Source organism: Curtobacterium sp. AC272 (assembly GCF_979258155.1).
This window is the reverse complement of sequence record NZ_OZ409838.1, coordinates 2,925,904-2,937,636: the sequence shown is the minus strand read 5'-3', so window position 1 is coordinate 2,937,636 and position 11,733 is coordinate 2,925,904. Positions and strand designations below refer to the sequence as shown.

General features: G+C 70.8%; 9 protein-coding genes and 1 pseudogene. 2 read left to right on the top strand and 8 right to left on the bottom strand.

Features of this window, described 5'->3' with window-relative positions; translation table 11 throughout:
* The 6 genes from ACZZ0J_RS15115 to ACZZ0J_RS15090 form a co-directional block, all read right to left on the bottom strand.
* Complete coding sequence (locus tag ACZZ0J_RS15115; protein WP_463437559.1) at positions 1-870, bottom strand: alpha/beta fold hydrolase; 870 nt, start codon at positions 868-870, stop codon at positions 1-3.
* Positions 867-2,663, bottom strand: a complete 1,797-nt coding sequence (locus tag ACZZ0J_RS15110; protein WP_228510407.1) for an ABC transporter ATP-binding protein — start codon at positions 2,661-2,663, stop codon at positions 867-869. The genes ACZZ0J_RS15115 and ACZZ0J_RS15110 overlap by 4 nt, the downstream gene beginning before the upstream one ends.
* Entirely contained in the window at positions 2,660-3,604 is a 945-nt protein-coding gene (locus ACZZ0J_RS15105; RefSeq protein ID WP_123293511.1) for an ABC transporter permease, read from the bottom strand. Before ACZZ0J_RS15105 ends, ACZZ0J_RS15110 begins: the two co-directional genes overlap by 4 nt.
* Positions 3,601-4,581 carry an ABC transporter permease gene (locus tag ACZZ0J_RS15100; protein WP_111085432.1) on the bottom strand — a complete coding sequence of 327 codons (981 nt, stop codon included), beginning with the start codon at positions 4,579-4,581 and terminating at the stop codon, positions 3,601-3,603. Before ACZZ0J_RS15100 ends, ACZZ0J_RS15105 begins: the two co-directional genes overlap by 4 nt.
* Positions 4,578-5,957: an ABC transporter substrate-binding protein gene (locus ACZZ0J_RS15095; protein WP_463437558.1), complete on the bottom strand. Its 1,380-nt coding sequence runs from the start codon at positions 5,955-5,957 to the stop codon at positions 4,578-4,580. The genes ACZZ0J_RS15100 and ACZZ0J_RS15095 overlap by 4 nt, the downstream gene beginning before the upstream one ends.
* A 676-nt stretch (positions 5,958-6,633) precedes the next feature.
* Entirely contained in the window at positions 6,634-7,695 is a 1,062-nt protein-coding gene (locus ACZZ0J_RS15090; protein ID WP_463437557.1) for a LacI family DNA-binding transcriptional regulator, read from the bottom strand.
* Between the two features lie 194 nt (positions 7,696-7,889).
* On the opposite strand from ACZZ0J_RS15090, the gene ACZZ0J_RS15085 reads away from it, so the two are divergent.
* A complete protein-coding gene (locus ACZZ0J_RS15085; RefSeq protein ID WP_463437556.1) occupies positions 7,890-8,114 on the top strand; it encodes a hypothetical protein in 225 nt (74 codons plus the stop codon).
* 179 nt (positions 8,115-8,293) lie between these two features.
* On the opposite strand, the gene ACZZ0J_RS15080 is transcribed toward ACZZ0J_RS15085, so the two are convergent.
* Complete coding sequence (locus ACZZ0J_RS15080) at positions 8,294-8,728, bottom strand: GntR family transcriptional regulator (RefSeq protein WP_463437555.1); 435 nt, start codon at positions 8,726-8,728, stop codon at positions 8,294-8,296.
* 341 nt (positions 8,729-9,069) lie between these two features.
* Between ACZZ0J_RS15080 and ACZZ0J_RS15075 the strand changes: the two are divergent.
* Positions 9,070-10,285 (top strand): annotated as a pseudogene (locus tag ACZZ0J_RS15075) (MFS transporter).
* 203 nt (positions 10,286-10,488) lie between these two features.
* Here ACZZ0J_RS15075 and ACZZ0J_RS15070 read toward each other — a convergent pair.
* Positions 10,489-11,652, bottom strand: a complete 1,164-nt coding sequence (locus ACZZ0J_RS15070; RefSeq protein WP_123293507.1) for a baeRF2 domain-containing protein — start codon at positions 11,650-11,652, stop codon at positions 10,489-10,491.
* Between the last annotated feature and the right edge of the window lie 81 nt (positions 11,653-11,733).

Genomic DNA, 11,733 nt, shown 5'->3' with positions numbered 1-11,733 from the left:
TCAGTGGGCGTTCATGAACGCATCGAAGACGGCGACGGTCCCGAGCGGGTTCTCGATCTGCGGGCCGTGGTAGCTCTCGGCGATCACCTCGTACGACGCACCGAGACGCGAGGCCATGTCCGCCTGCCACGGGATCGGCCAGGCGCCGTCCCAGACGCCGTGCGCGACGAGCACCGGCAGTCCGGTCGCGCGGAGTTCCTCGGTGGTGTCGGCACGGTCCTCGAGGATCGCTGCGCCGCCGAGCACGCTGAGGACGCTCGTGTGGTCGAAGCGCTCGCGGACCATCCGGGCGTCGTCGGGGAGCTCGGCGTCGGGGCGGCCGGCCCAGAGCGGGTTCTGCGCGTCGAACAGCGCGCGGTTGGAGCACGTGTCGGCGACGATCGTCTTCTCTGCTGCCTTGCGGTACGACCAGCCGTGCGGGCCGGAGCAGAACATCGTCACGTCGCGGAACGACGTCGGCGAGGCGATCGCTGCGGCGCGGACGATCACGCCGCCGAGCGAGTGGCCGACGAGGTGGACCGGAGCGCCGTCGTAGAGCAGTCCGGCGACGCGGACGACGTCGGCGGCCTCCTGCTCGAGCGTGTACGCCGTGCGGTCGTCGGGCGAGACCGAGTCGGCCTGTCCACGACGGCTGATCGCCACCGCCGACCACCCGGCATCGCGGAGGAGCGGCAGGAACGTGCGCCAGTCCTCCTTCGAGCCGGTGTACCCGGGGACGATGAGCACGACACCCTTCGACACCCCGGACGGCACGATCCGGTAGGCCGTGAGGCGGCCGATCGGCAGGTCGATCCCGACGACGTCGACACCCTCCGGCGTCGGCAGGTGGCCGAACGCCGACACCGCCGGGAAGTCGTGCAGCGTCGTCACAGCCGGCCCTCCGCGAGGGCGCGACGGGGGTTCGGCACGGCGTCGAGCAGGGCGATCGTGTACGGGTCCTGCGGGTTCTGCAGCACCTCGGCCGTGCGTCCCCGCTCGACCACGGCACCCTCGTGGAGCACCATGATGTCGTCGGTGATGAGCCGCGCGCTGAGCAGGTCGTGCGTGATGTAGAGGAGCGAGACGCCCCACTGTTCGCGCAGGTCCTCGAGCAGGGCGAGCACGCCGGCGCGCAACGTCACGTCGAGCATCGAGACCGGCTCGTCGGCGATGATCACCTGCGGGTCGGACGCGAGCGCGCGGGCGATGACGACGCGCTGCCGCTGCCCACCGGACAGCTGGTGCGGGAGCTTCTGCGCGAACTGCTCGACCGGGGTCAGGCCCACGGTCTCGAGGAGCTCGAGCACGCGGCGTCGGGCGTCCTGCCCCTTCAGGTCCGTGTAGTTCGCGATCGGGCGGGAGAGCGTGTACTCCACGGTGTGCAGCGGGTTGAGCGCCGCGTACGGGTCCTGGAACACCATCTGCACCTCGGACCGGAGGTCCCGCAGGCCGCGCTTGCCCAGGCGCGCGACGTCGAGGTCACCGAACCGGACGGTGCCGGTCGTCGGCTTCTCGACCCCGGTCAGGAGCTTCGCGATGGTCGACTTGCCCGAACCGGACTGGCCGACCAGGGCGAGCGACTGCCCCGGCTCGAGGGTGAACGACACGTCGCGCACCGCTTGCACAGGCTGCTCGCCGCGGCGCGGAGCCGGGTAGGTCTTCACGATGTTCGAGACGACGATCGGGTTCTTCGCCGCCGACCGCTCACGCGACCCGACGGTGCTGAACGACGACGTGGCCTCCTGCCGCTTCTCGCCGGACGTCGCGCGCTGCGACCGGTCCGGGAACCCGGGCAGGGACACGATCTCGGCCCGCGGGTCGGCGTAGTGCGACAAGAGCATCTGCGTGTACTCGTCCTGCGGGTTGCGCAGGAGCTCCTTCGAGCCGCCGTCCTCGACGATGCGGCCCTCGTGCATGACGAGCACGCGCTCGGTGGCCTCGAGCACGATGCCGAGGTCGTGGCTGATCAGGATCGCCGTGAAGCCCTCGGCCTGCTGCAGCTCGATGATCGTGTCCATGACGGCGTGCTGCACGAGCACGTCGAGTGCCGTGGTCGGCTCGTCGAACACCATGAGCTGCGGTTCGAGCGACAGGGCCAGGGCGATCGAGACACGCTGCCGCATGCCGCCGGAGAGCTCCCCAGGGAACCGGGCGAGCATCGACGTCGGTAGCTTCACCTTCTCGATGAGCTCCTTCATCCGGGCGTCCCAGCGGTCGCGCGACACGTGGCCGTGCGCCTTGAAGATGTCGATGAAGTGGTTCCGCACGGTGCGCACCGGGTTGAGCGCGTTCATGCCGGACTGCAGCACCATCGCGAAGCCGCCCTGGCGCTGCTGCCGGAGCGCTTCCTCGTCGAGGTCACGGATGTCGTGACCGTTGAAGACGATGCTGCCGCCGTTCGTCCGCGCCGGCGGCTTCTGCAGACGCGTCAGCGCGTAGCCGAGCGTCGACTTGCCCGAACCGGACTCGCCCACCAGGCCGACGAACTCGCCCTTCCGCAAGCTGAACGACACGTGGTCGACCGCCTGCACGGCCGTCTGGCCGGCCGATTCGTACACGACCGACAGGTCGCGGACGTCCAGCAGGACGCCCTGGGCGTCACCACCGTCGGACGGGAGGCCCGTGGCGGCGCCGTCCCGCGCCTCCAGGCCGTCTGCTGGTTGCGTCGTACGCGAGCCGCTCATGCGGTCGCCTCCTTGCGCTTCGGGCGCGCGCCTTCGCGCAGCCGCGGGTTGGACACGGCGTCGACGCCGAAGTTGATCAGGGTGAGGCTCATCGCGAGCAGCGCGATGCAGAGGCCGGGGGCGAAGAGCAGGATCCACTGGCCGGTGAGCAGCGCGTTGGAGTTCTGCGCCCAGTAGAGGATCGTGCCCCAGCTGACGATCGACGAGTCGCCGAGCCCGAGGAACTCGAGGCCCGCCTCGGCCAGGATCGCGCTCGTGGCCGCTCCGAAGAACGAGCCGACGATGAGCGAGGTCATGTTCGGCAGGATCTCGCGGAACACGATGCGGGTCGCACCGTCGCCGGAGAACTGCGCGGCCGTCACGAAGTCGCGACCGCGCAGGGACTGCGTCTGGCTGCGCAGGACGCGTGCGCCCCAGGCCCAGCCGGTGACCACGATCACCGCGATGATGACCGCGATGCCGCCGTTCTGCAGGTACGCCGCGATGACGATCATCAGGGGCAGGCCCGGGATGACCAGGAACAGGTTCACGATGAAGCCGATGACCTCGCCGATCCACCCGCGGACGTAGCCCCAGCTGAGGCCGATCGCGACGGCGACGAGCGTCGACAGGATGCCGGCGACGGCACCCACCATCACGGAGATCCGTGCGCCGTAGATGATCTGGGACAGGACGTCCTCGCCGGCGGCGGTGGTGCCCATCCAATGGTCGGCGGTCGCGTCGGCGGACCGGGCGAAGCCGTTCTGGCTGGCACCGTACGGGGCCAGGAGCGGCGCGAAGATCGCGACCAGCACGAAGACCGCGAGGATGATGATGCCGATCCGGGCCTTCGAGTTCGACCAGACGACGCCGAACTGGCGGGCGATGCTCTTCCACTTGGAAGGTGCCTGTTGTTCGTCGGTGTCCTGGGTCCGTACAGCGACAGTGGCGTTGTTGGTCATCGGCGCGTCCTCGGGTCCAGGACGCCGTACATGACGTCCACGATGAAGTTGGCGATGAGCACCGACACGGTGATCATCAGGAAGAGGGCCTGCATCAGCGGGTAGTCCTGCCCGATGACGGCGTTGAACAGCAGGTAGCCGATGCCGGGGTAGCCGAAGACCTGCTCGACCAGCACCGAACCGCCGACCACGCCACCGAGTGCCAGACCGAAGCCGGTCAGGTTCGGCAGGATCGCGTTCCGCGCCGCGTACCGGACGGCCACGGTGCGGCCACGCAGACCGTTCGCCTCGGCGAAGGTCACGTAGTCGTCACCGAGCGTGTTGATCATCGCGTTGCGCATGCCGATGATCCAGCCGCCGAGGCTCGTCACCAGGATCGTCACCGCTGGCAGCACCGCGTGCTGCAGGGCATCGGCCGCGAACGCTCCGTTGAGCCCCGGGGTGGTGGTCGCCGAGTAGGCACCCGTGGTCGGGAACCAGTGCAGCACGTAACCGAGGAAGAACAGCAGGAGCAGGGCGGTCCAGAAGTACGGGAACGTCGACATGAACGACCCCGACAGCGTCGGGAGCGAGTCCAGCCAGGTGCCGCGCTTCCACGCCGCCGCGACGCCGATCAGGGTGCCGAGGACGAACGCGAGGATCGTCACGACGCCGACCAGGATGAGCGTGTACGGCAGGGCCTTCGACACGAGGTCGCCGACCGGCTGCGGGTAGAACGTGTAGCTCACCCCGAAGTCGAGCGTGACGACCTGGTGCAGGTAGTTGACGTACTGGTCCCACAGGTTGCCCGTGGGGACGCCGAGCTGGGCCTCGATGGCCTTCTTGGTGGCTTCGGTGACGGGGCCGTTCTGGCTGAGCTTCGCCAGCGCGGCGTCCGACGGGCTGCCCGGCATGAGGCGCGGGAGCACGAAGTTCAGCGTGACCGCGGCCCAGAGGGTCAGGACGAAGAGGACGAGTTTCTGGAGGATGTACTTCACTTCTGGTCCTCTTGCTGCTTCAGGATCTCCTGGCCGGCTGCGCTGTCCCGGAGCCGGAGCTTCGAGAAGATGAGCAGCGGTGCGGAGTCGTAGTTCTGCGGGGCCATGTACGGGTCCTCGGCGCTGGGCCAACCGACGAACTTGCCGGTGTTGAACAGCCCCCAGAGCCCGCCGTAGTACATGCCGATCACGGGCAGCTCGTCGTACACGATCTCCTGCAGCTGGTTCAGGATCTCCTGCTGCTTCGCGGTGTCCGTCGTCGCCTTGTACTCGTCGAGGAGCTTCTGGGTGTCGGCGTTCTTGTAGCGCTCGTAGTTGTTCACCGTCGACTTGCCGACCGGCTGGTAGAAGTCGCTGCTGAGCAGGGAGTTGAACGCCTGGTAGACGTCACCGTTGCCCATGCCGCCCATCGCCATGTCGAACGTGCCGTTGTTGATGTTCTGCTGGTACCCGGCGGGCTGCGGTGCCTGGATGGTCACCTTCACGCCGATGGCCGTCAGGTCGCGACGGACCTCCTGCGCGGCGCGGAGCCAGTCCGAGTAGCCGTTCGCGGTCATGATGGTGATGGACAGCTGCTTGCCGTCCTTCATGATCTTGCCGCCCTGCTCGGTCCAGCCGGACTTCGCGAACGCGGCCTTCGCAGCGTCGACGTCCTGCGTGATCATGCCCTGGTCCGGGATGTCCGGGTTGAGGTACTTCTCCTGGTTCGGCAGGATCAGGCCGGTCTGGCCCGCTGCTGCCAGGTTGCCCTCGGACGCGGTCTCGGCGATGTCGTCACGGTTCAGCGCGAGCGAGATGCCCTTGCGGACGTTGACGTCGTTGTACGGGGCCTTCGTCAGGTTCGGGATGAGGCCGATCACGCCACCGGCCGGGAACCACCACTGGTTCGTCTTCGACGCGGCGCCCCAGGTGCCCTTGACGTCCGAGATGAACGAGTACGCCCAGTCGTAGCCCCGGGTGACGGTGTCGAGCTGCGTGTTCGTCGCCGGCAGGATGAGGTGCTTGATGGCGATCTTGTCGGCCTGCCAGTACGTCGGGTTCTTGTCCATCGAGTACTGCTGGTCGGTGTAGTTGCCGAGCACGAACGGACCGGTGCCGACCGGGTTCGGGTCCCGCCAGGTGGTCGGGTCCTTCACGCCGCCCCAGTGCTGCTCACCGAGGATGTACGTCGCGCCGATGATGTTCAGGCTGGGCACGTCGTCGCTCTTGAGGTGGAAGACGACGTGGTCGCCGTCCACCTCGATGCTCTTGATGTGCTGCCAGGCGCCCTTGACGTCCATCGCCGGGAACTTCTTCAGCAGGTCGAACGTGAAGACGACGTCCTTCGCCGAGAACGGCGAGCCGTCGGACCACTCGACGCCCTGGCGGATCGTCATGTCGATCGTGCTGGCGTCCGGCTGGCTCCACTTGCTGGCGAGCCAGGGTGCCCTTGCCGTCGAGGGGGTTGATCTCGATGAGCGGCTCGTACATCCACTTGGAGGCCGTGCGGGCGTTCGCGATGTACGGATTGAAGTTGCGGTCGAACAGCGGGTTGCCGTGGTCCGCGTTGATGAGCATCGTGTCCTTGCCGATCGTGGGATCGGGTTCGGACCGGACCTGGATGCTGCAGCCCGTGGCCATCAGGGCCACGGCCGCGAGCCCGGCGATCGCCGCGACGAGGCGTCCGCGTCGTCGGGTGCTGCCGGGGCGCGTTCCGGGAGCGCGGGTCCCGGGGTCGCGCTTGCCGCGCGTGCGCTGTGGGGGAAGCGTCATTGCTCGGTCGACCTCCGTGTCGAATCGGTACTGCGCCAATGTATGCGCTTGCCATCGCGTCGCGCAACACCGGGGTTCCGTGCCGGGGTGGTACGCAGCTGCGGGCGGCGGCAGCGAGGGGCGGAGTGAGGGGCGGAGCGAGGGTCGCTGCGCACGGTGCGCGTTCCGTCGCCGGGTGCGAGGCTGCCCGCTCCGTGCGCGGTTACAGGCCCGCACCGGGCGGTCAACGTCGCACGGGATGAGCAACGCCGCACGGTGCGGACGCACCGCCGCTCGCCGCGCCGCTCGCGGCACCGCTCGTCACAGCGCCGGCGGGCAGCTCTCGCGCAGCAGCACCTCGACCGGCAGGCGGACGGCGCGCGGCGGTCCCTCGCGGCGGTCCAGCCGGTCGACGATCGCCCGCACCGCTGCACGCCCGAGCTCCCCCATCGGCTGGTGCACGGTGGTGAGCCGGGGCGACGAGAAGCGCCCGGCGTCGATGCCGTCGAACCCGGTGACGACGACGTCCTCGGGCACGCGCAGGCCCCGGGCGGTGGCGGCGTCGAGCACCCCGAGCGCCGACTGGTCGTTCGAGCACACGATGGCCCGGGGCACGTCGTCCGCCAGCAGCGTCGCCGCCAGCTCGCGCGCCCGCGCCCGACCGAAGTCACCGTGCACCACCCGGACCGACGACGCCGGCACCCCGTGGTCCGCCAACGCCGACCGGAAGCCCGTCGAGCGCTCCATGTCGTCCGGCGAGTCGATCGGGCCTGCGACGTACGCGAGCGACCGGATGCCGAGCCGCCCGATCACGTGCGACGCGAGCGTCCGCATGCCAGCGCTGTTGTCCACGCTCACGGAGTCGAACCCGTGCGACCGCCGGTCGTCGGCGAGCACCACGACCGGGATACGACGGGCGACGTGCTCGAGCAGGTCGTCCGGCACGGTCTGCGCGAGCACGGCGAGGCCGTCCACCCGGCCGGCGACGTCGTTGACGATCACGTCGCGCGAGGACCCCCGACCAGCGGCGACCATGAGCGCGAGTCCGCGCTGCCAGGCTTCGGTCTCGGCGCCGCGCAGGACCTCGTCGAAGTACAGGTTCGAGGAGAACGGCTGCGTCACGTGGCGGCGGTCGTCGACCACGCGGACGCCCTCGTCGGTGACCAGGTCCGGCCGTTCGTCGGGCACCACGTCGAACCCGGGCAGCAGCAGTCCGACGACGCCGGTGCGCTTGCCGGCGAGGGCTCGGGCGTTGCCGGAGGGGACGTAGCCGAGGCTGCGGATCGCCGCCTGGACGCGGTCCCGGGTGCCCTCGCGGACGGCGTCCGGCGTGCGGAGCACGCGCGAGACGGTCGCGATCGAGACGTTCGCGGCACTGGCCACGTCGTAGACCGTGGGAGGTGCGGTACGTGGTGCAGCCAAGCCGTGCCTCCCGTCCGACGTCCGCTGGTGCGCACCGGGGCGGCGCGGCCGCACCATCCTAGGCACGGTCCGTGACGGCACTTCTCCACATGTGCCGAAAGCCCTTGCGGCGGCCGGAGCGACCGCGCGACACTGTCACGACCTCAGTACGTCCCGTGAGGAAGCGCACCGGCGGGCAGGATGCCCGCGAACACCACGATGCCCACACGCAGGGGAAGGACACCGACATGTCACAGGCGACACGATCCGGAAGCAAGCTGGCGAACCGCGCGAGCCACGACGAGGCCGAGGTGCGCGACGCGCTGCTCGAGCGCACCGACGGCGATGGTTCGACGTTCGACCAGCTCGACGCGACGAAGGAACGCGCGGACCGCCCGTAGCGGCTCACGTCCGGCGTCGACCGGGCGACGGCCAGGAGGCGCGACCCGGCAGCTGCTGTCGGGTCGCGTCTCCGGGGCGGTCGCGTCCAGGGCGCTGCTCGCGTCACGGCGGACCGGATCACGCGCCGCGCGTCCCGCCAGGCCCGCGGTTCGGGCTCCGTCAGGTCACGCGGTTCGCGTCAGCGCTCGGTGGCCCCGACGATCGTCATGCCCGCGCCGCGCAGTCGGCGGCGCTCCTGTGCGATCCAACTGAGCAGCCGGTCGTTCGTCCCGGCGACGTGCGCTGCGACGAGCCCGGCCGCACGGTCGGCGTCACCGTCGCGCACGGCGTCGATGATGGCGCTGTGCTCGTCCCACGCGGCGTCGCGGGCCTCGGGCGTGCGCACCTCGATCCACCGGGTCCGCTCGAGACGGGTCAGGGCATCGGCGATAGCGTCGGTGATGAACCGGTTGCCGCCGAGCGCCGCCAGGTCGAGGTGGAACGTCGAGCCCATCCGGATGCCGGCCTGCTGGTCGGGTGTCGGGCGCAGTGCGTCGAGGTGCCCGCGGACCTCGGCGAGCTGTTCGGCGCTCGCCCGCTCGACCGCGAGTCGGGTGGCGGCCGGTTCGAGCACGCCGCGGAGTTCGGCGAGCGAGGCGATCTCGTCGAGGTCGATCGGGGTGACCGTCCACGAGCGCCCCTCGTGCAGGATGAGGCCCTCGCGCTCGAGCCGCGACAGTGCGGCACGGACGGGGTCCGCGAGGCGTGGAACCGCGCCTCGAGACCGCGCTCCGAGATGCGCTCGCCCGGCGCGATGTCGAGCGTCAGGATCGCGGCACGCAGGTTGTCGTAGAGCTGGGCCGTCTGCGACACCGGGGTTGCATCGGTCGTGTCGGTCACGGCCAACAACTCTAGCGGGGACATCGTCGGAATGGTATACCGTTGTGGTATACCAATTGCTTCCGACATGAAACGATGCGAGCCACCACGATGACCGCGACCGCCGCACCCCCGACGACCACCACGATCGGCCGCCGAGCGTGGACGATGCTCGCGCTCGGGGTCGCCGCGCAGGCCGCCGGGACCCTCGTGGTGACGGCTCCCGCTCTGCTCATCCCGTACCTGCACGCGAACGGTACGTCGCTGACCATGGCGGGCGTCCTCGCGGCTGCGCCGACGTTCGGCATGGTCCTGACGCTCATCGCCTGGGGCGCGATCACCGACCGGATCGGCGAACGGATCGTGATCGCCGGCGGACTCGTGCTGACGACCCTCGCGGTGGGCGGGGCCTGGCTCGCCGCGGGCGACCCGGTCCTGCTCGGGCTGGCGTTCCTGCTGGGCGGCATGACGAGCGCGTCGACGAACGCCGCGAGCGGCCGGGTCGTCGTCGGGTGGTTCCCGAAGGAGCGGCGCGGGCTCGCGATGGGCATCCGGCAGATGTCGCAGCCGCTCGGGGTGACGCTCGCGGCGGTCACGGTCCCGCAGCTCGCCGAGGGGTCCGGGATCCGCGCGGCCCTCGTCCTGCCGATCGTCCTCTGCGCCGTGCTCGCGGTGCTCTGCGCCGTCGGCATCCAGAACCCGCCCAGGCCGGCCCGGCACGGCGCCGGCCGAGGCGACGGCGAACCCGTACCGAGCGAGCGGCTTCCTCTGGCGGATCCACGCGGTGTCGATCCTGCTCGTGGTGCCGCAGTTCACCCTGTCGACCTACGGGCTGGTGTGGCTCGTCGGACTGGGCTGGTCGACGGCCGCGGCGGGGCTGCTCGTCGGGGCGTCGCAGTTCGTCGGGGCGATCGGGCGGATCCTGGTCGGGGTGTGGAGCGACCGGGCCGGCTCACGCGTCGGGCCGCTGCGGATCGTCGTCGTGAGCGCCGCCGTCGTGATGGGGCTGCTCGCGCTCGTCGACGTCACGCACCTGGCTGCCGGAGCCGTGTTCCTGGTCATCGCGACGAGCGTCACCGTGGCGGACAACGGGCTGGCCTACACGTCGGTCGCCGAGGCGGCCGGGCCGTTCTGGTCCGGTCGGGCCCTCGGCACGCAGAACACCGGGCAGTTCATCGCGGCGAGCGCAGTCGGTCCGGGCATCGGCGCCCTGGTGACGGCGCTCGGGTTCGCGGCGTCGTTCGGCATCGTGGCCGTCCTGCCCCTGCTGGCCCTGCCGCTGGTCCCGCGCGCGGACCGGTCGCACGACTGACCCGAGCGGTGTCGGGCCGCCGGGGTCCCAGGACTGACCCGCGCGGTGTGGGGCCGCCGAGGTTCCACGACATGCCGCCCGCGGTTCGCCGAGGTTCCAGCGAGCGGCGGCGCGAGCCCCGAGATGCCGAGATTTCGGAACCTCGGGGCGCGCACTCCCGGGGCGGGGGCGGGGGCGGGGGCGGGAGCGGGAGAGAACGGCCGCTAGGCGGGGACGACCGGGCCCACGGGCCAGCGCAGCAGAGCGGCGGCGGGAGCGCCACCGGGCAGCGACGCCGCGTTGACGAGCACGAGCTCGGCGTCGGTCAGTACCGCGGCCCGCACGAGCGCGCACACCGCCGGCACCGCCCCGATGACCGGCGTCCCCGCGGCCTGCTCCGGTGCGGTCGCGACCCACGGCGCCCCGGCGAGCGCGAGCAGCGTCCGGTCGCCGATGGCCACGGCGTCGAGGGCGACGGTCGCACCCTGGGCCTGCTGCAGCGCCTCGACGACGGGTCCGAGGCCGGTGACGACCTGGTTGTCGCCACGGCCGACGTGCGTGCGGAGCGAGTCCTCGAGGTCGTGCCGGCGGGTGGCGACGACGCGGGCGAGTGCGGTCTCGACGTGCTCGACGAACGCCTGCTTCGAGCCGGCGTCGGCTCGCGGGTCGCCCGGGAACACCGAGACGAGTGCACGGGTCTCGGACGAGAGTGCCTTCACCAGGAGCTCGCGCGCGGTGACGTCACCGGCGACGACGACGAGTCCGGGCCGGATCGTCCGCACGGCCTCGTCGACGGCGGCAGCGGTCTCCGACGAGTTCTGCTTCCAGATCTCCTCGGTGTGCTGCTGCCAGTGCGGCTGCTTCCACCCGGTGCCGGCCTTGGCGTAGTGCAGGGTGTCGTTCCGTCCAGCCACCTGCTGCTCGGACGCGTCGGCTGCGACCGGTGCGTGCCCGAGGCGGTAGGCCCGGAACGCCCCGCCCTCCTTGCCGGCGTGGACCACCAGGAACGGCAGGTCGACGGGACGGTGGGCGACGAGCGGCACCAGGTCGGGCACGGCTCCGACGCCGACGGACTCCGATCCGTGCAGCGGCCCGGGCAGGACCTCGCTCAGCACGACCTCGCCGTCGTGCACGAGCACGTACCGGGTGACGGGCGAGGGGACGCCGGGCTCCTGCTCGAACTCGGTGGCGACGGCGTCGACGACCTCGTCGGACGCACCCTGTGCCCGGAGCCCCTCCTCGACACCGCGGAGCTTGAGCGCCGCCTGTCGTCGGGGATCCTCGACGTTGCCGGAGACGTCGGCGTAGGCCCAGGCCCAGGTGCCGCCGCCCTCCAGTCGCTCTCCCAGGATCCGGTGCAGTTCGCTCGTCGCGTTGGTCGACGTCATGGCAGCTCCTCTCGGACGGTTGCCGGAGCCGATGAGCCCCGGCGCTCTCACGTGCGACCACACTCCACCTCGCCGCCACCG

Bases quoted from the DNA above. Each gene is read 5' to 3' on its own strand.
- ACZZ0J_RS15105 (WP_123293511.1), bottom strand. From the start codon at position 3,604: ATGACCAACAACGCCACTGTCGCTGTACGGACCCAGGACACCGACGAA.
- ACZZ0J_RS15095 (WP_463437558.1), bottom strand. From the start codon at position 5,957: ATGACGATCCGCCAGGGCGTCGAGTGGTCCGACGGCTCGCCGTTCTCG.
- ACZZ0J_RS15070 (WP_123293507.1), bottom strand. From the start codon at position 11,652: ATGACGTCGACCAACGCGACGAGCGAACTGCACCGGATCCTGGGAGAG.
- ACZZ0J_RS15110 (WP_228510407.1), bottom strand. From the start codon at position 2,663: ATGAGCGGCTCGCGTACGACGCAACCAGCAGACGGCCTGGAGGCGCGG.